At 69.1% G+C, this 22,837-nt stretch carries 22 protein-coding genes; 16 read left to right on the plus strand and 6 right to left on the minus strand.

Features of this window, described 5'->3' with window-relative positions:
• Positions 1-89: 89 nt before the first annotated feature.
• Positions 90-1,208 carry a hypothetical protein gene (locus F8O03_RS11095; protein WP_151423907.1) on the minus strand — a complete coding sequence of 373 codons (1,119 nt, stop codon included), beginning with the start codon at positions 1,206-1,208 and terminating at the stop codon, positions 90-92.
• A gap of 172 nt (positions 1,209-1,380) precedes the next feature.
• A complete protein-coding gene (locus tag F8O03_RS11100; RefSeq protein ID WP_244296198.1) occupies positions 1,381-2,742 on the minus strand; it encodes an MATE family efflux transporter in 1,362 nt (453 codons plus the stop codon).
• A gap of 100 nt (positions 2,743-2,842) precedes the next feature.
• Between F8O03_RS11100 and F8O03_RS11105 the strand changes: the two genes are divergently transcribed.
• Positions 2,843-4,855, plus strand: coding sequence for a M13 family metallopeptidase (locus tag F8O03_RS11105; RefSeq protein WP_151423909.1), 2,013 nt, complete (start codon positions 2,843-2,845; stop codon positions 4,853-4,855).
• A gap of 179 nt (positions 4,856-5,034) precedes the next feature.
• On the opposite strand, the gene F8O03_RS11110 is transcribed toward F8O03_RS11105, so the two are convergent.
• Both F8O03_RS11110 and F8O03_RS11115 read right to left on the minus strand, forming a co-directional pair.
• Positions 5,035-5,535: a hypothetical protein gene (locus F8O03_RS11110; RefSeq protein WP_151423910.1), complete on the minus strand. Its 501-nt coding sequence runs from the start codon at positions 5,533-5,535 to the stop codon at positions 5,035-5,037.
• A gap of 326 nt (positions 5,536-5,861) precedes the next feature.
• The gene (locus tag F8O03_RS11115; RefSeq protein WP_151423911.1) at positions 5,862-7,199 is read right to left on the minus strand and encodes a glutamyl-tRNA reductase; all 1,338 of its coding nucleotides are present in this window, start codon (positions 7,197-7,199) and stop codon (positions 5,862-5,864) included.
• 164 nt (positions 7,200-7,363) lie between these two features.
• Between F8O03_RS11115 and hemE the strand changes: the two genes are divergently transcribed.
• From hemE to F8O03_RS11175, 12 genes are all read left to right on the plus strand, one after another.
• The gene (gene hemE / locus F8O03_RS11120; RefSeq protein WP_151424040.1) at positions 7,364-8,473 is read left to right on the plus strand and encodes a uroporphyrinogen decarboxylase; all 1,110 of its coding nucleotides are present in this window, start codon (positions 7,364-7,366) and stop codon (positions 8,471-8,473) included.
• Positions 8,470-9,900: a protoporphyrinogen/coproporphyrinogen oxidase gene (locus F8O03_RS11125; protein WP_151423912.1), complete on the plus strand. Its 1,431-nt coding sequence runs from the start codon at positions 8,470-8,472 to the stop codon at positions 9,898-9,900. The genes hemE and F8O03_RS11125 overlap by 4 nt, the downstream gene beginning before the upstream one ends.
• Before the next feature lie 97 nt (positions 9,901-9,997).
• The gene (locus F8O03_RS11130) at positions 9,998-10,321 is read left to right on the plus strand and encodes a hypothetical protein (RefSeq protein WP_104254471.1); all 324 of its coding nucleotides are present in this window, start codon (positions 9,998-10,000) and stop codon (positions 10,319-10,321) included.
• Between the two features lie 30 nt (positions 10,322-10,351).
• The gene (locus tag F8O03_RS11135) at positions 10,352-10,813 is read left to right on the plus strand and encodes a phage holin family protein (RefSeq protein ID WP_104310828.1); all 462 of its coding nucleotides are present in this window, start codon (positions 10,352-10,354) and stop codon (positions 10,811-10,813) included.
• Positions 10,806-11,102, plus strand: coding sequence for a DUF3618 domain-containing protein (locus F8O03_RS11140; protein WP_104254473.1), 297 nt, complete (start codon positions 10,806-10,808; stop codon positions 11,100-11,102). Before F8O03_RS11135 ends, F8O03_RS11140 begins: the two co-directional genes overlap by 8 nt.
• A 61-nt stretch (positions 11,103-11,163) precedes the next feature.
• On the plus strand, positions 11,164-11,967 hold the full coding sequence (hemQ, locus tag F8O03_RS11145) for a hydrogen peroxide-dependent heme synthase (protein ID WP_151423913.1): 804 nt from the start codon (positions 11,164-11,166) through the stop codon (positions 11,965-11,967).
• Entirely contained in the window at positions 11,964-13,250 is a 1,287-nt protein-coding gene (locus F8O03_RS11150) for a ferrochelatase (RefSeq protein ID WP_151423914.1), read from the plus strand. The genes hemQ and F8O03_RS11150 overlap by 4 nt, the downstream gene beginning before the upstream one ends.
• Positions 13,247-14,170: a hydroxymethylbilane synthase gene (gene hemC / locus F8O03_RS11155; protein ID WP_244296202.1), complete on the plus strand. Its 924-nt coding sequence runs from the start codon at positions 13,247-13,249 to the stop codon at positions 14,168-14,170. The genes F8O03_RS11150 and hemC overlap by 4 nt, the downstream gene beginning before the upstream one ends.
• 14 nt (positions 14,171-14,184) lie before the next feature.
• A complete protein-coding gene (locus tag F8O03_RS11160; protein WP_104254475.1) occupies positions 14,185-15,096 on the plus strand; it encodes a uroporphyrinogen-III synthase in 912 nt (303 codons plus the stop codon).
• Positions 15,097-15,193: 97 nt separating this feature from the next.
• Entirely contained in the window at positions 15,194-16,219 is a 1,026-nt protein-coding gene (gene hemB / locus F8O03_RS11165) for a porphobilinogen synthase (RefSeq protein ID WP_151423915.1), read from the plus strand.
• Positions 16,216-17,568 (plus strand): glutamate-1-semialdehyde 2,1-aminomutase, encoded by a 1,353-nt coding sequence (gene hemL, locus F8O03_RS11170; protein ID WP_151423916.1) that lies wholly within the window; start codon positions 16,216-16,218, stop codon positions 17,566-17,568. The genes hemB and hemL overlap by 4 nt, the downstream gene beginning before the upstream one ends.
• Positions 17,569-17,574: 6 nt before the next feature.
• Complete coding sequence (locus tag F8O03_RS11175) at positions 17,575-18,213, plus strand: DedA family protein (RefSeq protein ID WP_151423917.1); 639 nt, start codon at positions 17,575-17,577, stop codon at positions 18,211-18,213.
• 188 nt (positions 18,214-18,401) lie between these two features.
• Here F8O03_RS11175 and F8O03_RS11180 read toward each other — a convergent pair whose 3' ends face one another.
• Entirely contained in the window at positions 18,402-19,061 is a 660-nt protein-coding gene (locus F8O03_RS11180) for an FMN-dependent NADH-azoreductase (RefSeq protein ID WP_151423918.1), read from the minus strand.
• 78 nt (positions 19,062-19,139) lie between these two features.
• On the opposite strand from F8O03_RS11180, the gene F8O03_RS11185 reads away from it, so the two are divergent.
• Positions 19,140-19,487 (plus strand): winged helix-turn-helix transcriptional regulator, encoded by a 348-nt coding sequence (locus tag F8O03_RS11185; RefSeq protein ID WP_151423919.1) that lies wholly within the window; start codon positions 19,140-19,142, stop codon positions 19,485-19,487.
• 43 nt (positions 19,488-19,530) lie between these two features.
• On the opposite strand, the gene F8O03_RS11190 is transcribed toward F8O03_RS11185, so the two are convergent.
• Positions 19,531-20,550, minus strand: a complete 1,020-nt coding sequence (locus F8O03_RS11190; RefSeq protein WP_151423920.1) for an MDR family oxidoreductase — start codon at positions 20,548-20,550, stop codon at positions 19,531-19,533.
• A 54-nt stretch (positions 20,551-20,604) separates the two neighbouring features.
• Here F8O03_RS11190 and F8O03_RS11195 point away from each other — a divergent pair, with 54 nt between their 5' ends.
• On the plus strand, positions 20,605-21,081 hold the full coding sequence (locus tag F8O03_RS11195) for a GNAT family N-acetyltransferase (protein ID WP_104254482.1): 477 nt from the start codon (positions 20,605-20,607) through the stop codon (positions 21,079-21,081).
• Between the two features lie 110 nt (positions 21,082-21,191).
• Complete coding sequence (locus F8O03_RS11200; protein WP_151423921.1) at positions 21,192-22,544, plus strand: ABC transporter substrate-binding protein; 1,353 nt, start codon at positions 21,192-21,194, stop codon at positions 22,542-22,544.
• The last annotated feature ends 293 nt before the right edge of the window (positions 22,545-22,837 follow it).

Genomic DNA, 22,837 nt, shown 5'->3' on the forward strand with positions numbered 1-22,837 from the left:
GCGGCGGTGCGCGAGCACGTCTCGCGCTGTGGGCAGGTCCTTCTTCCAGCGGCAGGAGGTCGCGGGCCGCACCTGCGCGCGTGCCGCGGTTACGCCGGGACGACCCCGTACACGTACGCGAACTCGGTGGTGCGCTGGTCGGGGTCGTTGTTGTCGGCGGGGGAGAAGCCGGCGTGCCCGGCCGTCGACTCGACGTCGTAGCCGGCGACCGCAGGAGCGTCGTAGACCACGTCGAACTCGAGGACGTCGCCGGCATCCAGCGGAGCACCGAGCTCCGCTGTCAGCTCCTGCAGGGTCACCCACGGCTGGCGCTCTGGCGCGGTGACGCTCTGCAGGAAGGCATCCGTCTGGGCCCCGTTCAGGCGCACGTTCGCGATCGAGAAGGTCGTCGTCGAGCGGGAGTCGAACCTGACGATCGCGGATCCCGTCGCGGGGAGCGGCCTGGGGCCGATCGACGTGATCTTCACCGAGGTCGGACGGCTCGTCCTCGCGGGCCCCGTGCCGAGCGGTGCCGTCTCGAAGGTGGCCTCGGTCTGCGCCGCGTACGGCGATGCCGGTTCCAGGTCCGTCGTGCCCACACCCTGCAGCACGTTGTTGCCGGTCTTCGCCTCGGCCGCGACGGATGTCGCGCTCACGCGAGCGCCGACCAGCTTCTCGGGGTCGTAGGCGTCGTTCGGGTAGCGCAGGAGCACCGTCGACTCGACGACGAGCGCGACTGCCCCCGTCGGGAACAGCGGGTCCTCGGACTCGTTGACGGGGACCGAGACGGGCACGAGCCAGCGGTACTCGGTGCGCGTGCCGGTGACGATCGTCTCGACCTCGTCGACGTAGGTCGGCTCCGTCGAACCGGCGACGCGATATCCGACGCGGTCGAGCACGGCGAGCTCATTGTCGACCGTGTAGCTGGCACGGAACCCCGCTGCGGGGGATGGCTCGTCGCCGTAGTTCGCGACGGCGAAGTTGCTCAGTGGCGTGAACGAGGAGTAGCGCTGCGTGTAGTCGGGTGTGAAGAGCGGGAGGGTCTCGCCGAACTGGAGGCCGACGATCGCGAGATCGAATCCGGCGGTCGTGGTGCTCGCCGACGCCATCGGCGCCCCGACCGCAAGGGAGACGAGGGGGATGCTCCAAGCGCCGGCCGTGACGATGGAGCGGCGTGACGGCAGACGGCTCTCGTTCGAACCGGTGTCGGTGGGAAGGGATGCGCGCATGGTGGAACTCCAGGGGGGATCTGTTGGCGCCGGCGTCAGAGGTGCACAGCGACATCGAGCCTGAGACGGCCCGCATTTCCCCTACGATGACAGGAAAATCCCCGGGGAGCGATGGGGAGAACTCCCCTGTTTCCGGCCGGTGATCCCGGAGATCGCCCGTAGCGTGTGCGTGCTATCTGGCCGCTCCCGGCACCAGCCACTTCGTTCCGCGCTCGCGGGCACCCAGCACAAGGGCGCGTGCGCCCATCGTGCCGACGGCGTAGGAAGCCCAGAGCAGCCCGAGTCCCGCGGCGCCCTGCATCCCGAGCGGCAGGACGATCGCGACCCCCGCGACGAGCACCAGCAGGGGCGGGATGCCCGCGAGGGCGAGGTAGCGCACGTCGCCGGCCCCGATGAGGATGCCGTCGAGCACATAGACGAACCCGGCGATCGGCGTGCCGGCGGCGAGGATGAGGAGACCGACGGGCAGGAGCGCCAAGACGGCCGGGTCGCTCGTGAACACGTACCCGAGCACCCACGCGAGGGCCGCGAACACGACCGCGAGGATCAGGCCGAACCAGAAGCCCCACTGCTTGAGGCGGCGAGAGATGGCCGTCACCCTCTTGGTCTCGCCCGCGCCCAGCGCGTGGCCGACCATGGCCTGACCGGCGATCGCCAGCGCGTCGAGAGTGAACGCGATGAGGCTGTTGATCGAGAGCAGGATCTGCAGTGCCGCCAGCTCCGCCACCCCCTGCTGCCCCGCGGCCCACACCAGCACCACGAGGGAGGCGCGCAGCGTGAGCGTGCGCAGCACCATGAACGCATTCGCCGAGAACACGATGCGGGGGTCTCCGATACCCGGCCGCAGGGAGACTCCGAGTTCGCGGCCAGCGCGGATCGCGATGACGATGTAGACGACGGCCATGCCCCACTGCGCGATGACCGTGCCGATCGCCGAGCCTGCGATGCCCCAGCCGAACCCGTAGATGAAGACCGCGTTCAGCCCCGCGTTGACGGCGAAGCCCGCGATGGCGACGACAAGCGGCACCTTCGTGTTCTGCAGACCGCGCAGGAGGCCCATGGCGGCGATCACGAGCAGCATCGCCGGGAGGCCCCAGAGACTGAGCGACAGGTAGGTGTTCGCCGCCTCGATGGCCCCGGGGTCGCTCGTGAAGACGCCGACGAGCGGCGCGCTCAGCGGCAGGCCCACCAGCAGCAGCACGAGGCCGCAGAAGGCTGCAAGCCACATCCCCTCGATGCCCGCGCGGACCGCCCCCGGCCGGTCGCCCGAGCCGAGGAGGCGAGCCACGACGGGAGTCGTCGTATACGCGAGGAAGACCATGATGCCGACGACCGTGTGCAGGATCGTCGCGGCGACCCCGAGGCCGGCGAGCGCAGTGTCACCCAGGTGGCCGACGAGGGCCGTGTCGGTGAGGAGGAACAGCGGCTCCGCGACGAGCGCTCCGAACGCGGGCACCGCGAGCGTCAGGATGCTGCGGTCGAGGGTGCGGTCGTCGGTGCGGTCACGCGGGGAGGGGCCGTCGGATGCGCGCACCAGGTCATTGTCGCAGAGCGTCGGCAAGCCAACCGCGCTCCTTGTTCGCCCTGAGATGATCCCAGCGTCAGTGTCGGTGGTGTGTCCTAGCCTGAGAGGCATGTCACAGACGGACGACCTCGCCTCCACCGCTCCCGCAACCGAGCAGCTCCCCTCGGGCATCGACCTGGAGGCGCTCGACGCCTCGGTCCGCCCCGCCGACGACCTGTTCCGGCACACCAACGGCAAGTGGATCGCCGCCACGGAAGTGCCCGCGTACCTGCCGGCCTACGGCAGCTTCATCCAGCTGCGCGAAGACGCCGAGAAGGCGGTCCTCGACATCCTCGAGAGCGGCAAGGACGCCGAACCCGGCTCAGAGCTGCGCAAGGCTGCCGACGCCTACGCGGCGTTCATGGATGAGGAGAAGCTCGAGGCCCTCGGCTTCGACCCCGTCCGCCCCGACATCGACCGCGCCCTCGCCGCCTCTTCGATCAACGAGTTCCTCGCCGTGCTCGGCGACCTCGAGCGCACGGGCCTCGGCTCCTTCGTGTCGGCGTACGTCTACCCCGACCTGAAGTCGCCAGCCGAGTACGCCCTCTACTTCGAGCAGTCCGGCCTTGGCCTGCCAGATGAGAGCTACTACCGCGAGGAGCAGTACGCGGAGATCCGCGAGCAGTACCAGGCGCACATCGCCCGCATGCTCGGCCTCGCAGGCCTCCCCGATGCGGAGGAGCGCGCCGCGCGGGTCTTCGCCCTCGAGACCGAGATCGCGGGGCTCCACTGGGACGTCGTGAAGTCGCGCGAAGCGGAACTCGCCTACAACCCGCGCACCTACGACGAGCTCAGCGCCGCCTACTCCAACGTCGACTTCGCCGACTGGACGAGCCGCTGGGGCGCACCCGCCGGGGCCCTCGACCGCGTCATCGTGCGCCAGCCCGACTTCTTCGAGGGCGTTGCAGGCCTCCTCACCGAAGATCGCCTCGACGCCTGGCGCGACTGGCTCGTCTGGGGCATCGCATCCCAGTACTCGGGCATCCTCGCCCCCTCGACCTCCGCAGCCAACTTCGAGTTCTACGGCAAGACCCTCCAGGGCACACCCGAGCAGCGCGAGCGCTGGAAGCGCGGCACGGGCCACGCCGAGGGCAAGCTGCCTGAAGCCATCGGCAAGGCATACGTCGAGCGGCACTTCTCGCCGACCGCCAAGGCCAAGATGCTCGAACTCGTCGGCTACCTCACCGGCGCGTACCGCGCATCCATCACCGAACTCGAATGGATGAGCCCAGAGACCCGTGAGCGCGCCCTCGACAAGCTCGAGAAGTTCGTCACCAAGATCGGCTACCCCGACCGTTGGCGCGACTACTCCGACCTCGAGATCAGAGACGACGACGTCGTCGGCAACTCGCGCCGCGCATCCGTCTACGAGGCCGCCTACGAGTTCGCGAAGCTCGGCACCCCCGTGCGGCGCGACGAATGGATGATGCCACCGCAGACCGTCAACGCCTACTACTCGCCGGGCGAGAACGAGATCGTCTTCCCAGCCGCCATCCTGCAGCTGCCGTTCTTCGACGAGCACCGCGACCCCGCCGCGAACTTCGGCGCGATCGGTGCCGTCATCGGCCACGAGATCGGGCACGGCTTCGACGACCAGGGCTCCAAGTACGACGGCGACGGCCGCCTCGAGGACTGGTGGACCGCCGACGACCGCGTCGCGTTCGAGCAGCGCACGCGCGCCCTCATCGACCAGTACAACGAGCTCTCCCCGGAGGGCACCGACGGCCAGAAGGTCAACGGCGAGCTCACGATCGGCGAGAACATCGGCGACCTCGGCGGGCTCGGCATCGCCTGGAAGGCGTACCGCGCCTACCGCGCCCACGCCGGCTTCAGCCCAGACGACGAAGACACCATCGACGGCCTCACCGCCGCGCAGCGCTTCTTCCTCAGCTGGGCGCAGGCCTGGCAGCAGAAGGCTCGCCCCGAATACGCCAAACTGCTGCTCGCTGTCGACCCGCACTCGCCAGCCGAGTTCCGCTGCAACCAGATCGTGCGCAACGTGGACGCCTTCTACGACGCGTTCGACGTCACCGAGAACGACGCCCTCTGGCTTGCCCCAGAGGCGCGCGTCACCATCTGGTAGCAGGCCAGGCCGACCACGCCTCGACAAGAACACCCCTCGCGACGGAATCAACCATCGCGAGGGGTGTCCTCGTACCCACAGTGCGCACCTCGCCGACCGCGAATGGCTCCACGCACGAAAGCCTGACGCGATGCCGTCCGAAGCGTGGTCGTCCGCTCAGGACGTGGCCGCGCCGGCTACTACTCGACGCCGTTCGGCGTCCAGATGTCACCGACCTTCGACAGCATGACCAGCGCCCCGGAGCCGAGATAGGTGGAGGCGACGGCATCACCCGCGCACAGGTCCACGGAGTCCGCCGCGTACACCGCCGACGAGGAGATGCGGTCCTCCGCATCACCGAAGAGCAGCGCGAACGATCCGTCGGCGACGGGAAGCGTGCCATCGGCCAGCTCGAAATTGCCGGCGTCGATGCCTGTGCTCTCGGCGAGCGTGTCGACCGTGTCAGCAGGGCAGGCGATGACGGCGCCAGTCGCACCGCTCGGCAGGAGCGCCCCGAAGTCGAGCGTGCCACCCATCTCGTTCTCGGTCAGCGCGTCCGCGATCGGCGTCCCCGGCGCCTGCATGCCCTCATCTGGCGAAGCATCGTCGGACTGACCGTCGCCCGCGCATCCGCTCAATGCGAGGAGTGCGCTCCCGGCGGCGAGGCCGGCAAGCAGCTTGAGGCGGTGTTCGCGGAGCATTCGCAGAGTTTCCCATCGACGGATCGTGCACCCCGGCGGTCACTCGGGATGCCCGCCGACGTTCAAGCGAGACGCTGTCCTCGAGATTGCCGGCGCGCATCGATTGTGCCCCGTCGACGTCTGGATACGCGTGAGCCGTACCGCGCTGCGCTGCATTCGCCGTCGATCCACCGTCTCCGCCCCACACCGTCTCCGGCCCACGTCTCGGGCTGGCGAAGTCGCTTCGTTCGGGGAAGATTCCCGCAAGAGAGGGAAGTTCCCATCCCGAGACGGGCGGGGTCGCGGAACGGGTCACCCGAGCCAGGGCGCGGGCAGAGGCTTCGGCGCTAGGACGTGTGGACGGGGCACTCGAGGGCCCCATCGTCTTCCGCTTCGGCGACGCGGGGCAGCGGCGTCGGGAGAGCGGATGCTGCAGGCGTCTTCGGGGCTGCGCGCTCGACGGTGATGCCGAACAGCAGCTCGATGGCGTCGAGGTACTCGTCGCCGCGGCCTGCGCGGGCGAGCTCCTTGGCTCGCACGGACGGGCTGTGCAGGAGCGTGTTCGCGAGGCGACGGAGCGCGGCTTCGGCGACCCCAGAGTCGTCCTTGTTGGCGACCCGCTCGGTCTCTGCGCGTGCGATGTCGGTGATGTGCGAGCGGAGCGCGGCGATACCCTCGGCGACGCTCGTCTCGGCCTGCTGCTCGACGAACTCGCTGGCGGCGCGCGAGACGATGCAGCGGGCTTCGTCTGCCGCTCCGAGCTCCTCGAGGGGAGCGTGGATGCGGATGGTCTCGAGGTCGAGCACCGAGACGCCGTCGAGGCGACCGACGGCCGGGTCGACGTTGCGGGGCATGCCGAGGTCGATGATGAGCGTCGACTCCGCGCAGCCGGGCGCGAGGCGGGCTCCGAGCATGAGGTCGTAGTCGATGACCACCGTGTCGGCGGTTGAGCAGGTGACGACGAGGTCGGCGTTCGACAGGTACTCGGGGAGGTTCTCGCGTTCGATGACGAAGACCCCGTCGCGCTCCGCGAACTTGTGGGCGCGGTTCGAGGGGGAGTAGACGCCGACGCGAGTGACGCCGCGGTCCTGGAGCGCTTTCAAGGAGGCGGCGGCGTACGAGCCGGTGCCGACGAGCACAACCTGCGCGGTGCTCCAGTCAGCGATCTGGGACGCAGCGAGCTCGAGGGAGAGGCGAACCAGCGAGCGGCCGGCGCTCTGCAGCTTCGTGCCCGACTTGATGCCGCGTGACGTCGTGGACGCCGACTGGAAGAGGCGCTCGAGCTGGGAGGTCGACATTCCGGCGGCGCGCGACTCCTCGAGAGCTCGGCGAACCTGGCCGGAGATCTCGCCTTCGCCGACGACGACCGATTCGAGGCCGCTCGAGACGGCGAAGAGGTACTCGGGCACCTGGGTGTCGTGGATGACGGCCATGTTGGCGCGGAGCGTCTCGACCGAGACGTCGAGGGCCGAGGCGATGGTCGGCATGAGCTCCGGGGCGACAGGCTGGGCCGTGTCGATATCGAGGTAGATCTCGAAGCGGTTGCAGGTGGCCAGCACAATGGCTCCGTCGACGCCTGGGGCGCCGCGGAGCGCAGACTCTAGTTCGCCGTCCTCGCGGGCCGCGAGCTTTTCAAGGACTGGGAAGCTCGCGGTGCGGTGATTGGCACTCAGACACAGCAACACGATTACTTATTGTAGAAGTTCTTGGCGCATCCGCTTCTGAGCCATACCTTCCCTTAATCTCCTTGCGTCCGGGAATGAGTCGAGGTGCGCGCGGTGGCGGGCTGTGCGCCCCGCACGAGTGCCGGGTAGAGAATGGTGTGGTGACCGAGACAGCTCCCGCACCCCTGCCACTCAGCGATTCGCACCCCCTCTCTTCCGGCCTCACGGCCGATGCTCCGCTCATCCGGGCTGCACGCGGTGAGCGCCCCGAGACGCTGCCGGTTTGGTTCATGCGGCAGGCGGGGCGTTCGCTGCCGGAGTACCGCGAGCTGCGCAAGGGGATCGAGATGCTCGATTCCTGCCTCCGCCCGGAGCTCGCCGCGGAGATCACACTGCAGCCCGTGCGCCGGCACGGTGTCGACGCGGCCGTGTTCTTCAGCGACATCGTGGTGCCGCTCAAGCTCATCGGCGAGGCCGTCGACATCGTGCCGGGCACGGGCCCGGTCTTCGAGAATCCGGTGCGGACCTCGCAGGAGGCGCACGACTTCGCGGCCCGCGTTCGGGAGCGCATCAGTCCCGAGCTGTTCGCACCCATCTCGGAGGCGGTGTCGCTGACGGTCGCGGAACTCGGGGCGACCCCGCTCATCGGCTTCGCGGGCGCTCCCTTCACGGTCGCCGCGTACGTCGTCGAGGGTGGCCCGTCGAAGGACCATCTCCGCACGCGCACCCTCATGCAGGCTGACCCCGAGGCGTGGGCTGACCTCTCCGGCGCAATCGCCGAGCTCTCCGCGGCCTTCCTGGAGGCGCAGGTACGGGCCGGCGCGAGCATCGTGCAGCTGTTCGACTCGTGGGCGGGGTCGCTGAGCCGCGACCGGTACCAGAAGTCGATCGCCGCCTCGAGCGGGCTGGCGCTCGAGCGAGTGAGAGCCCTGCGCACCCCCGCCGGTGAGCGGGTCCGCACCATCCACTTCGGCGTCGGCACGGCCGAGCTCCTGCCGGACATGCACGCGATCGGCGCCGATGTCATGGGTGTCGACGACCGCATCACTCTGGATGAGGCCTCGCGTCGCCTCGGCGGCAACGTGCCGCTGCAGGGAAATGTCGACCCAGCCGTGCTCGGCGCCGGTGACGCGGTGCTCCAGGCGCACGTGCGGGATGTGGTCCGACGGGGCAACTCCGCGCCAGCCCACATCCTCAACCTCGGCCACGGGGTGCCACCTTCCGCAGACCCCGCCGTCCTGACCGGGCTCGTGGAGTTCGCGCACTCGCTGCCGAATGGCGGTCGGGTCGAGTGAACCAGCCACACCCGGAGCAGCCCGAGCTCCTCGTCATCGGCGGGGGCATCGCGGGGATGCTCGCTGCGAGGCGTGCCGCGAGCCGTGGCGTCCGGGTGCTTCTGGTCGAGGCCGGAGACCAGCTCGGCGGCATGATCCGCCGTGCCCAGCTCGGCGACCTGCCGATCGACATCGGTGCTGAGGCGTTTGCGACGAAGGGCGGTGCCTTCGCAGCGCTCCTCCAGGAGCTCGGGATGCTCGACGACGTCGCCGAGCCGCGTGCGCTCGGATCCTGGGTGGTGACGGACGGAACGGCCGCGCCCATGCCGGCGGGGGGACTTCTGGGGATCCCAGGTGACGCGTCACTGCTCGACGCCGAGGCTCGATCGGCCGTGCACGCGGCGGTCGGCGACGCAGGCATCGCCGAGCTCGAGCGCGATCGGCTGCTCCCCCCGGAGATCGGTGCCGACGCGCGCGACCTCGAGGCGCTGGTCCTCGCCCGCATGGGGCCGATCGTGCTCGGAAGGCTCGTCGCGCCGGTCACCCGCGGCGTCTACTCGCTCGACCCTTCTGACCTCGACCACCGAGTGCTGGTCCCCGGCCTGGCCGATCGACTCCTCGAGCACGGCTCGCTCGCGGGCGCCGTCGCCGCGCTGCGCAAGAGCGCACCCCCAGGTGCTGCCGTCCGCACCGTCGCAGGCGGGATGCACCGGGTCGTGGCGCTGCTCGAGCGTGAGCTCGCCGAACTCGGCGTCGAAGTGCGTCTCGGCACGCGCGTCGTCGCCGTGCGCGAGTCCGCGGGGCCGTCTTCCGGTGACGAGTCCTGGAGCGTGGAGCTCGACGACGGCGCGAGCATGCTGGCGCAGCGCATCCTGTCGACGGTCGCCGTCCCGACATCGGAGCCGGCCTCAGAGGGCGAACGCGCAGTGCCGGCCGAGGTCGTCGCCCTGCTCGTCCGCGCCCCGCAGCTCGATGCCCGACCCCGCGGAACCGGAGTGCTCGTCGGCGACCCGAGCGCGAGCATCCGCGCCAAGGCGCTCACCCACGTCACCGCGAAGTGGGCCTGGCAGGAAACGGCGGCAGGCGCAGGGATGCACGTGCTCCGCCTCTCGTACGGCCCCGAGGTGAGCGGGGGAGCCGAGCCGCTCACCGACGGACTCGATGACGACGAGCTTCTCGACCTCGCCTGCGCCGACGCCGCTCGCCTGCTCGGAACCGCGATCGCCGCCGACGATGTCGTGGCCATGGCGAGGCAGGTCTGGCGTCTTCCAGCGCCCGCGGCACGGCTCGGCCGCGCTGAGACGCTGCGCGGCGCACGCTCGGCGGCGGAGGCGTCGGTCGGTCTCGCGCTCGCGGGCACCTGGATCGACGGGACGGGGCTTGCGAGCGTCGTGCCTGGTGTGCTCCGTGCGGTCGACGGACTGTTCCCCGCGGACGCACAGGCTTAGCGCGAGTTGAGATGCCGAGCGGGGCTAGGCTTGATTCGTGGCTTCACAGCGCCCGATCGACCGGTCGCGGGCGCACCGGCGAACGATAGGAGTTTTCATGAAGAAGTTCGTGTTTGTGCTTGGCCTCGGTGCCGGGTACGTCCTCGGGGCTCGCGCGGGACGCAAGCGCTATGAGCAGATCTCCTCGGTCGCGCACACGGTCTGGGACACCAAGCTCGTCCGCGCCAAGCGCGCCGAGGTCGACGAGATCTCCCGCAAGCTCGCCCCGAAGGTCGCAGACGCGGCCGTCAGCGGCGCGAAGCTCGTGACCGCGCAGGTCACGAAGGCGGTCAAGGACAACGGCAAGAAGGGCTCCTCCTCGAAGTCGACCCCGCCGGCCCCCACCGGCACGGTCGGCAACCCGAGCAGCGACGCATCCTAACCAGCACTCCCAGGAGAGAGCGACACACTCATGTCTGAGTCGTCAGAAAAGACGCCGATCCGCGGGCCCTTCCCCGGCATCGGCCGCACGAGGGCCAACCCGAAGTCGAGGGCGAGCCTCGGCACGCTCGTGACCGATGTCCCGAAGCTCCTCACGAAGCTCGTGCGCGACGAGGTCGAGCAGGGCAAGCGGGAGCTCATCTCGACGGGCACGAAGTACGGCATCGCGGTCGGCCTGTTCGCCGCCGCAGCGTTCTTCGCGCTCACGCTGTGGGCCGTGCTCGTGACCGCTGCCGTCCTCGGGCTCAACACGGTCTTCGCACCGTGGCTCTCCGCGCTCATCGTGGCAGGCGCGTTCCTGCTGCTCGTCATCGTGCTCGGCCTCGCCGGCTACGTCGCGCTCAAGCGCGCGGGCAAGCTCGCGCCGGAGCGGACGATCGCCAGCGTCAAGCAGGATGTCAACGCAGTGAAGGGGCTCGGACAGTATGAGTGAGCAGAACGGCGAGGCGACCCTCGCGAAGAAGGAAGACAAGCGCAATGACGGCCAGCTGAAGGCCGACATCGAGAAGACCCGGCGAGAGCTGGCGGCGACGCTCGACGCGATCGAGGTGAAGGTCGACCCGCGCATCCGCGGTCGCGAGCTCCTCAACTCCACGCGACACAGCATCCAGCGCCTGAAGGAAGACAATCCGCTGCTGCTCGCGGGTCTCGCGACCGGCGCAGCGGTTGTTGTGGCCGGAGGCATCACGGCCGCCGTCACGCTGTACCGCCGCTCGCGCTGAGCTCTCCGGCGCTCGTCTCTCGCACCCCAAATCATTCCTCGACATTTCGTAGAATAGGACCATGACCCACTCGAACGAGGTCCCGGCTTACGCGGCCGAGCCCAACGCAACGTCAGCAGTCCCCGCACAGCAAACAGAGCAGGCCGCTCCGGAAGCCCATGCGGGCAACGAAGAGCAGGGTGGGGGCACGACGCTCACGGAGTACACGATGATCTCCGTGTTCCGTCGCGAGACCCTCAACGAGCTCGTGCTCTCAGGGCGAGACGCCATCAAGGCCGTCGACGAGCTCGACGGCATCGTGGCCGAGCTCGCCGAGAACGGCGTCAAGGTTCGTGGCTTCTACGATGTCTCCGGGTTCCGCCACGATGGCGAGCTCATGGTGTGGCTCCACGGTGAAGTGCCGGAGAGCCTGCAGTGGGGCCTGCGACAGATCCGCCGCAGCGAGCTCATCGCACCGCTCACCCCGTCGTGGCAGATCGTGGGCGTGCACCGCGCGGCTGAGTTCAGCGCGCGCCACATGCCCGCGTACATGCTCGGCAAGGAGCCACGCCAGTGGGTCACCGTGTACCCCTTCGTGCGCTCCTACGAGTGGTACCTGCTTCCAGAGGATGAGCGTCGCCAGATGCTCGCCGAGCACGGACGCGCGGGCTCGTCCTACACGTCGACGCTCACCAACACGGTCGCCTCGTTCGGCATCAGCGACTACGAGTGGCTGCTCGCGCTCGAAGACGACAACCTGCTCAACCTCGTCGACATGATGCGCGATCTGCGCCAGACGGATGCCCGGCGCCACGTGCGCGAGGAGGTGCCGTTCTACACGGGTCGCTTCGTGCAGACCTCCGAGATCGTCGAGGTGCTGCAGTGACCGACGTCGCCCCGCGGCAGACCGGCGAGCGCACTCCCGGACGCAAGCCCAACCCGGCGACGTTCACGCGCGTCGAGGTCAACGCGGCCGTCAGCGCAGCATCCGACGCCGCCAGGTTCGGGCCGGAGCACACGACCGAGCCCGTCGCGTACGACGGCATCCTGCTCGCCTCGTTCGGCGGGCCGGAGGGGCAGGACGAGGTCATCCCGTTCCTGCGCAACGTCACGGCAGGCCGCGGCATCCCAGACGAGCGGCTCGAGGAGGTGGCCCACCACTACCGGCACTACGGCGGCGTGAGCCCCATCAACGAGCAGAACCGCCAGCTGAAGGCATCCATCGAGCGAGAGCTCGAGCGACGTGGCATCGACCTGCCCGTCTTCTGGGGCAACCGCAACTCCGAGCCGTACTTCAACGACGTGCTGCTCGACGCTCGAGAGGCGGGCTGCTCGACGCTCATCGCGATCGCCACGAGCGCCTACTCCTCGTTCTCGAGCTGCCGCCAGTACCGCGAGGACTTCGCGGATGCACTCGAGGACTCCGGCCTCGGCGGTCAGCTGACCATCGACAAGGTGCGCGCCTTCTTCGACCACCCCGGCTTCGTAGCGCCGTTCATCGAGGGTGTGCGCGACGCGGTGCTCAGCCTCGCGCAGGAGGACGCCGAGCTCGACCTCGCCACCGAGGTCGAGGTGCTCTTCACGACGCACTCGGTGCCGATGGCGGACGCCGAGAACTCAGGCCCTCCTGGTGCCGGTTTCGGCGAGAGCGGCGCCTACGCTGCTCAGCACCTCGCAGTTGCCGAGGTCGTCGCTCTCGCGGCGCAGCAGGAGCTCATCGAGGACACGACCCTCGCCGGCCGAGTGCCGGAGCAGCTCTCCTGGCAGCTCGTCTACCAGTCGCGCTCGGGACCGCCCTCGCAGCCCTGGCTCGAACCCGACATCAACGACGTCATCGAGGAGCTCCCCTCGAAGGGCGTCAAGGCGGTCGTTGTCGTGCCGATCGGCTTCGTCTCCGACCACATGGAGGTGCTCTGGGACCTCGACAACGAGGCGAAGGACTCCGCGGCCGATGCGGGCCTCGCGTTTCGCCGGACCCCCACGCCCGGCATCCACGCCAAGTACGTCGAGGGCCTCGTCGACCTCGTCCTCGAGCGCCGCGACGCGATCCCCGTCGGGGAGCGTCCGGCGATGACCACCATCGGCCCTTGGTTCGACGTGTGCCGGCCCGGCTGCTGCGCGAACAAGCGCCTCGGCTTCAAGCCGGCGGTGTCCGGACTCCTGCCGTGACACTCCGGATCGGCACGAGGGGCAGCGCCCTGGCGGTCGCGCAGACGTCGACCATGGCGCGGGAGCTCGAGCGCATCACGGGCGAGTCGACCGAGCTCGTGCGCGTGACGACACACGGCGACGTGACCCGCGCGGCGCTCTCGTCACTCGGCGGCACGGGCGTGTTCGCGAGTGAACTCCGCGACGCACTCCTCGCAGGCGAATGCGACCTCGTCGTCCACTCCCTGAAGGACCTCCCGACGGCCAAGGCCCCGGGCCTCACCGTCGCCGCCTACCCGGTGCGCGAGGATCAGCGCGACGCGCTCTGCTCGCTCGGCGGCGCATCCGGTCTGACCCTCGAGCAGCTGCCGCACGGCGCGAAGGTCGGCACCGGCTCGCCGCGCCGCGTGGCGCAGCTGCTCACGCTGCGACCCGACCTCGAGATCCGCGACATCAGAGGCAACGTCGAGCGACGACTCCGCTTCGTGACCGACGGTGAGCTCGACGCCGTGGTGCTCGCCGCGGCAGGCCTGGAGCGCCTCGGGTTCGCCGAGGCGATCACCGAGCGCTTCGACCTCGAGAGGTTCCCCAACGCCCCCGGCCAGGGATGCCTCGCCATCGAGGTTCGCGACGGCGACACCCCTGCTGGCGTCTCCCGACTCGACGACCCGGCGGCGCGCGCTGCGGTGCTCGTCGAACGTGGCATTCTCGCGACCCTCGAGGCCGGGTGCGCCGCACCAGTCGGCGCCTCCGCACGATACGCCGACGGAAAACTCGAGGCGTGGGCTACCGTGTATGCAGTAGACGGATCTTCGCGGGTCTCCAGCAGGCGTGCCGTGGAGGTCTCCGACCCCCGCGCACTCGATGCCGCCCAGGCAGAACTGGTCACGCTCATCTCGACGGACCTCTTCGATCAGGGTGCGCTCGCGCTGATGGCCTGAACGGAGGAGCCACGATGGATGCACCGCTGAAGGGGTGGAAGATCCTCGTGCCCCGTGGAGGCGTCTGGGGTGGCGACGTGGCCGAAGCTGTTCGGGCTCGTTCCGCCTTCCCGATCACCGCCCCTCTCATCAACTTCGCGAGCCCCAACGAGAGCGATTCGAGGGTGCTGGCCGAGAAGATCCGACTGCTCGAGAGCGGTCACTACAACTGGGTGGCCGTCACGAGCGCCACCGCGGCGGACGTCATGCACTCCCTCGGCGTGAAGGTGCCGGACCACACGCTCATCGCGGCGGTGGGGGAGACGACGGCCGCTTCGCTCACGACGGCTGGCTACCGAGTCGACTTCGTCCCCACGCACGACAACTCTGCGAAGGGCCTGCTTCTCGAGTGGGCCGAGGCGGCGCGCAACCAGCCCCCCATCTCCGTGCTCTGGCTGCGTTCCGAGGTCGCACGTCCCACGCTGGCCGACGGGCTCGCGAGGCGCGGGCACCTCGTCGACTCGGTCGTCGCGTACCGCACGGTGGGCGTGCCAGCCGCGGAGAGCATCCAGTACGACATCCGGAACAGTCGGATCCGAGCGATCCTCGTGACGAGCGGTTCCGTGGCCGAGCAGGTCGACAAGCAGTTCTCGCCCATCCCCGATGAGATCTACCTCGCCGCCATCGGCCCGCGCACCGCGAAGGACGCCAGGCAGCTCGGCCTCCGCGTCGACGTCGTGGCGAAGCAGCGGTCGGTCGCGTCGCTGCTCGACGGACTCGAATGGCTTGCCAGCGGCAGCGACATGCCCGTGACCGAGGCGATCGATCTCAAAGCGGTCCGGGCACTGGAGGCGGAATTGCACGCCGAGCACGACAATCAGCCGGTGCCCAAGGAAGACATCCCCGCGCTCGACGAGGGCCGCGGTCAGACTCCAGGTGACCGCTGAGCTGCAGGATCGCAGCACGGCGCCGGAATCGGAATGAAGGCAGGGTCGGATCGCGGTCGCGAAGCCGACGCTGAACGTTGAGGAAGGACACGATCGCATGATCTCCCCGAGCCGCAGGCCCCGCCGTCTGCGCCAGAGCGACGCCGTGCGCCGCCAGGTCCGCGAGGTGCGAGTGCACCCGAACGACCTCATCCTGCCCCTGTTCGTGCGCGAGGGGGTCAGCGAGCCCATCGACATCTCGTCGATGCCCGGCGTGCAGCAGCATTCGCTCGACTCGCTCCGTCGCGCCGTCGACGAGGCGGCGGGGCTCGGCGTGGGCGGGGTCATGCTCTTCGGTGTTCCGGAGACGCGTGACGCGGTGGGCTCTGGGGCCACCGACCCGAACGGCATCCTCAATGTCGCGGCTGGAGTGCTCGCGGACGAGTTCGGGGATGCCATCGTCGTGCAGACGGACCTCTGCCTCGACGAGTTCACCGACCACGGGCACTGCGGGGTGCTGGATGCAGCCGGCCGCGTCGACAACGACGCGACCCTCGAGCGCTACGACGCGATGGCGATCGCGCAGGCAGACGCGGGCGCCGCGATGCTCGGCATGTCCGGGATGATGGACGGCCAGGTCGCCAGCGCGCGTGCCGCGCTGGACGCCGCCGGACACACCGATGTTGCGATCGTCGCCTACTCGGCGAAGTACGCATCGGCCTTCTACGGTCCATTCCGCGAGGCCGTCGACTCGCAGCTGCAGGGCGATCGCCGCACCTACCAGCTCGACCCGGCGAACCGTCGTGAGGGCATGCGCGAGGCCCTCATCGACATCGACGAGGGCGCCGATGTCGTCATGGTGAAGCCTGCGGGCTCGTACCTCGACGTGCTCGCCGACGTCGCCGCCGAGTCGATCGTTCCCGTCTGGGCCTACCAGGTCAGCGGTGAGTACGCGATGATCGAGGCGGCCGCCGCGAACGGCTGGATCGACCGCGACCGCGCGATCGCCGAATCCATCACCTCCATCCGCCGCGCTGGGGCCGATGCCGTGCTCACCTACTACGCGAGCGAGCTCGCGCGCACCCTGAACCTGCAGGCGGGCACTGGAGTGTCGGCGGCCCATGGCAGAGTGGACGCACGATGAACCACGAAGCCTCAGCAGCCCTGTTCGCTCGCTCCCTCGACGTCACTCCGGGCGGCGTGAACTCCCCGGTCCGTGCATACGGCTCGGTCGGTGGCACACCTCCCTTCGCAGCTTCGGCCAAGGGCCCGTACCTCACCGACGTCGACGGCAACGAGTACGTCGACCTCGTCAGCGGATGGGGGCCCATGCTGCTCGGGCACGCCCACCCGGCCGTCGTTGCCGCAGTTCAGGACGCCGCGGCCCGCGGGCTTTCGTTCGGCGCGCCGACCCCGGCTGAGACGCAGCTCGCAGAGCTGGTCGTCGAGCGCATCGCCCCCATCGAGCAGGTCCGTCTGGTCTCGACGGGCACCGAAGCGACCATGACGGCGCTCCGACTCGCGCGCGGGTACACGGGCCGCGACCTCATCGTGAAGTTCGCCGGCTGCTACCACGGCCATTCCGACGGCCTCCTCGCGGCCGCCGGCTCGGGACTCGCGACGCTCGCGCTCCCCGGTTCTGCCGGCGTCCCAGAGGCCATCACCTCGCAGACCATCGTCGTGCCCTTCAACGACCTCGAGGCCGTGCGTGCCGCGTTCGTCGAGCATCCCGGCGAGATCGCCGCCGTCATCACCGAGGCCTCGCCCGCCAACATGGGCGTCGTGCCTCCGGAACCCGGTTTCAACCGTGCGCTCGCCGAGCTCTGCTCGGCGGAGGGTGCGCTGCTCGTCTGCGACGAGGTGCTCACGGGCTTCCGAACGGGACCAGCGGGCTGGTGGGGCGAGGAGCAGAAGAGCGAGACCTCGGGCGGCTGGCAGGCCGATCTCTACACGTACGGCAAGGTCATCGGCGGCGGCATGCCCGTCGCGGCGCTCGGCGGGTCTCGCGAGATCATGAGCCACCTCGCGCCTCAGGGCCCCGTGTACCAGGCGGGAACCCTCTCGGGGAACCCGGTTGCCGTTGCGGCGGGTATCGCGACGCTTGCTCTTGCCGACGCCGACGTCTACGCACGGGTCGACGCGGCCGCCGAGCGCATCCGCACGGCCACATCGGAGGCGCTCACGGCAGCCGGAGTCGCCCACTCGGTGCAGAACGTCGGCAACCTCTTCAGCTTCACCTTCGGTGACGGCGCGGCGCTCGGCTGGACCGGCACCGGGGGAGGGCCGCGCGACGAGGACGAGGTCAAGCGACAGGAAGCCTGGCGCTACCCGCCGTTCTTCGCCGCCATGCTCGACGCGGGTGTCAACCTGCCGCCGAGCGTCTTCGAGGCGTGGTTCGTGTCGGCCGCCCACGACGACGCGGCCATCGAGCGAGTCCTGGCGGCGTTGCCCGCCGCAACGAGGGCCGCGGCCGACGCCGTGGCACCCGAGTAGGGGCACGTGGAAGAGCTCTCGGAGTGGGTGCTCGGCTTCAGGGGTTCCGGTTGGAGCTTCGCGGTGGCCGCGCTCGTGCTGCTCATCGGCGGCATCGTCACCTTCCTGCCGAGTCAGTCGCTCGTCGTGGCGCTCTCCGCGCTCACGGCCGGTGACCAGGGGTGGACGGCGCTCATCAACCTGTTCGGCCTCTTCGCCTTCTGTGTCGTCGGCATGGTGCTCGGCGACATCGGCACCTACTGGCTCGCACGCGGCGTCGGCTTCGGGAAGTGGAGCTGGATGAACGGGCGACGGCTCACGGCCGTCCGCAAGCGGGTCAATGATCAGCTCGAGACGAGACCCAAGTGGGTCATGGTGACCGTCAGGCTCCTACCCATGGGGCGTATCGCGACAGTGCTCGCCGCATCCGACGCCCGCATGCCGATGCCTCGGTTCCTGCCGCTGTCGGCACTCGCGAGCGCGGTCTGGGTCGGCTACGCGGTGCTCATCGGTGCGGCGTTCGGCTCGTGGAGCGAGAGCAACTCGCTGCTCATGATGGCACTCGCGGTCGTGACCGCCATAGCGCTCGGCGTGCTCGCGCAGCTTGTCAACGGATGGTTCGAGAAGCTGACGGAGCGCCGGAAAGCGCATCAGGTCGCCGGCTGAGCCCTGAGCCCTGAGCCCCCCCCTCCCGTTGACAACCGCGCGCCGCTGACACGCGTTTCGGGATGGGTTGCTCGCTTGGGGATGGCTTGCAAGCCATCCCCAAGCGAGCAACCCACCCCGAAAGAGGCAACTCGGTGAGCGAGGCGCGGTCTGCCTGGCCGGGCGGCCCGGCAGGGCGGGTGCGCTGCCTACGCGGCGTCTGCCTTGCCGCGGAGCTCGGCCAGCTCACGGCCTGACTGCGTCGCCTTGGTCTCGGCATCGGACTTGAGGTCAGCGGCGAGGTCAGCGAACTGATCGAGTGCCGGGTTCACGCCGACGAGCGTGAAGGGGCGCTGGACGACGCGGAGGTCGAGACCCCAGACGTCCTGGAGCAGACGCGTGAGGTACGGCGTGGAGTGGTCCCAGCCGGCCTTCGGGGTGCCTTCGTCGTAGTTGCCGCCGAGGACGGTCGCGAGCGTCGCCGGCTTGCCGTTGAGGGTCGTGCTGCCCGGGTTCGTGCGCGGGTCTGTGTAGGCGAGGTCGAACCAGAGCTTGAAGTGCTGCGAGACGCCGTAGTTGTAGAGCGGGACGGTGAAGAGGAGGGCGTCGGCTTCGATGAGCTCGTCGGCCAGCTGCGTGGCGAGGGCCACGGCGGCGCGCTGCTCTTCCGTGCGGTCCTCTTCCGGGGTGAAGCCGGCGTAGACGGCGTTCTGCCAGGCGTCGGCGGGAATGGGGGAGTCGACGAGGTTGCGGCGAGTCACGACGGAGTCGGGGTGGGCTGCAACCCATTCGGCCTCGACGAGGTCGCCGAGGGCGCGGCTCGCGGAGGTGGCGGGCATGAGGCTCGCGTCGATACGCAGCAGGGACATGATGCTCCAATCTGATTCGCAGAGTCGCTCTGAAAACCAGAGTGACTCTGTGCAGATTAGCACGGGTACACTGGCGGCATGGCAGAGAACGTGCAGGAGCACAGCGCGGTGACGTGCGACGGCGCCATCTCGCTCGCCTTCACCCTGCTCGGCAAGCGCTGGAACGGCATGATCATCGACGTGCTCGGCTCACAGCCGCTGACCTTCGTCGCCCTGCGCCGCGCCGTGACCGGCATCAGCGACGCCGTTCTCTCCGACCGTCTCAGCGAGCTCGCGGCCGCTGGCCTCGTGGAGCGGACCGTCAGCAACGGCCCACCCGTCTCGGTCAGCTATGAGCTCACGACCGCCGGCCAGCGACTCATCCCGGTGCTCAAGCAGCTCGGCACGTGGGCGTCAGAGAACCTCGCGCACGGTCCCCGCAGCTGATCCGACGCTCCGCGGCACGTGCCCGCACCCGCGACCGCTCGAGTCAGAGATCACCGCGCACGCGAACCACGGTCCTGCCACGCACCTTGCCGTCCAGGATGGGGTGCGCATAGTCGAGCGCCTCCTCCAAGCCGATGACCTCGGTCATCGACTCGAGCAGCTCGCTGTCGAGTTCCAGGAGCCGGTTCCAGGCCTCAGCCCGCACCTCGACGCTCTGCACCACCGAGTTGATGCCCCGCAACGTCACGCCCCTGAGGATGAACGGCATGACCGTCGTCGGCAGGTCCGTGCCCTGCGCCAGGCCGCACGACGTCACGATCCCCTCGCGCCTCGTCTGAGCGAGCACGTTGGCGAGGGTGGTGGAGCCGACAGCATCGACGGCGCCCGCCCAACGCTCGGTCTGCAACGGCTTGCCCACCGCATCCGACAGCTCGTGCCGGTCGATGATCTCGGCCGCACCGAGCCTCCGCAGGTAGTCGCCCTCCTGATCGCCACGGCCCGTGGAGGCCACCACCCGGTAGCCGAGGCCCGCCAGCAGCGCGACCGCGACACTGCCCACCCCGCCGGCCGCCCCGGTCACGAGCACGTCGCCATCACCGGGCTCGACCCGCTTCTCCAACGCGAGCACCGAGAGCATCGCCGTGTAACCTGCCGTGCCGATCGCAGCACCGTCGACCAGCGACATCGCCTCCGGCAGGTGGATGAGGGACTCGTCGTCCACGAGGCACAGCTCGGCCAGGCCGCCGTGCCGGGTCTCGCCGAGTCCCGCGCCGTTCAGCACCACGCGGTCACCGGGCACGAAGTTCTGGGTGCGGGACTCGCGCACGACTCCGACGACGTCGATGCCTGGCACGAGCACATCCGCCCGGCTCACACCGGGCCTTCCCGCAAGCAACAGGGCGTCCTTGTAGTTGAGGCTCGTATAGGCCACGTCGACCAGCACCTGGTCTCGCCGCAGGTGGCCGCCCCCGAAGAGCTCATCGTCGAGCTCATCGAACGCGACATCGATGCGGGGCTTCCCCGCGTCGTCGGTGGACTTCGTCGTCAGGTATCCGCGAACCATGGCGCCATCGTAAGTGGCCAGTCTCCGAACTCCACCTCTGCGACACTTGCTGACATGATCACGGTTCGCACCTTCCCCGAGCTCAGCGCGGCCGAGCTGTGGGGCATCCTGCACCTGCGCTCGAGCATCTTCGTCGTCGAACAGGACTGCGTCTACCTCGACCCGGACACCGCCGACTTCGCCGAGGGCACCCAGCACGCGTTCATCGGCGACGACCCCCTCTACCCCCACAGCTACGCCAGACTCCTGCCGCTCGGCTGGCCCGACGAGCACCTCCCGACGCATCTCTCGCGCGCGATCGGCCGGGTCGTCACCGCCGAGAACTCGAGAGGCCTCGGCTACTCGGCCAGGATCATCCGCCATCTCATCGAGATCGCAGACAGCGAGGGGGTGGCGACGGCCCTCAACGGGCAGGCGCACCTCGAATCCTGGTACGCCCGATTCGGGTTCGAACGATGCGGTGAGAACTTCATCGAAGACGACATTCCCCATGTCCCGATGGTGAAATACACATCGAGCCCCCACTCATGATTTACTCGCTCGTAACAAGCATGAATCAGTTCGTCGCAGTGCCGCGGCTAACTTGAGATCCGGGCGCCGCTGCGCGGCGCTCGCTCTCTGCTTACGTATAAAGGAGCACCATGAGTAACCTTGCCAAGTCGTCTCCCTCCAGGAAGTTGCGCATCACCACAGGAATCGCCGCCATGAGCGTCGGCGTGTTCATGCTGGCCGCGTGCTCTTCGACGACAGATGGTGGCGAACCAGCCGCGGACGGCGACGCCGCTGCCGCGGTCTGTGGCCCGGACACGGCTGAGACCGTCACCGAGGTCTCGCCCGTCGAAGCCCCGACCGCTCAGGAGCGCTCCGAAGCGCTCAAGATCGGCTCCCTGCTTCCGCAGACCGGAACCCTCGCATTCCTCGGCCCGCCCGAGATCGCTGGTGTCGACCTCGCCGTCGCCGAGATCAACGCCTCACCGTCCGGCGTGCTCGGCGGCAACATCAGCGTCGTGCACCGCGACTCCGGCGACACGTCGACCGACATCGCCACGCAGTCGGTCACCGACCTGCTCAGCCAGAACGTGTCCGCCATCGTCGGCGCCGCGTCGTCCGGTGTCTCGATGACGGTCATCGACCAGATCACCGGTGCGGGCGTCGTTCAGGTCTCCCCGGCCAACACGTCCGCCGAGTTCTCCACGTACGCAGACAACGGCTTCTACTTCCGCACCGCCCCCTCGGACATCCTCCAGGGCCGCGTCAACGGAAACACGATCGTCAACGACGGCAACGCATCCGTCGGCATCATCTACCTGAACGACGCCTACGGCTCGGGTCTGTCCGAGAGCATCACAACGGCCGTCGAAGCCGCTGGCGGCGAGGTCGTCGCCTCTGAAGCCTTCAACGAGGGTGACAGCCAGTTCTCGGCACAGATCGACGCCGTCACGGCAGCCGACCCCGACGCGATCGCGCTCGTCGCGTTCGACCAGACGGCGACCATCGTCCCGCAGCTCATCGGCACCAAGGGCTTCCCCTCCGACAAGCTGTACATGGTCGACGGCAACATGGCCGACTACTCCGCTGATTTCGAAGAGGGCACGCTGAACTGCGCCAAGGGCACCATCCCCGGCGTCGTCGCCTCCGACGACTTCCGCGCGAAGCTGCTCGGCATCGACCCCGACCTGAAGGACTACACGTACGGCGCCGAGTCGTACGACGCGGTCATGCTCGCTGCCCTCGCAGCGCAGGCCGGTGGGGCAGCTGACCCGACCACCATCAAGGACAACATGCAGAAGGTCTCCGTCGATGGTGAGAAGTGCACCACCTACGCCGACTGCGTCACGCTCCTCGAAGCTGGCACCGACATCGACTACGACGGCGTCTCCGGCCCGATCTCGTTCGACGAGAACGGCGACCCGTCAGAGGCCACGATCGGCATCTACCAGTACGGCAGCGGCAACACCTACTCCAACATCGGAGAAGAGGCCGGCCAGCTCTAAGCTGACTCGCTGAACGAAGGCCCGGGATGCACGCATCCCGGGCCTTTTCGCGTGCCCCGACGCTGCCTGCTGCTTGGTGCCATCGCTGCCCGACCTCTGGCCGGTCGGAACCACTCGCGAGGGGCCAGGCACCGGGCAGCGCTTGCGGGCGGAGGTCACTGCTTTCCACCACCCGCGTCTCTCCGACCGCCGCCAGTCAAGTGGCCGTTCCCGGGCGCTGTGAAGGGCGCATCCGCTGGCAGCGTTCGGGGTGGAAGCACTCGGAAGGGCACATCGGCTGGCAGCGTTGGCGT

The organism is Pseudoclavibacter terrae (genome assembly GCF_008831075.1).
Classification (GTDB): domain Bacteria; phylum Actinomycetota; class Actinomycetes; order Actinomycetales; family Microbacteriaceae; genus Pseudoclavibacter; species Pseudoclavibacter terrae.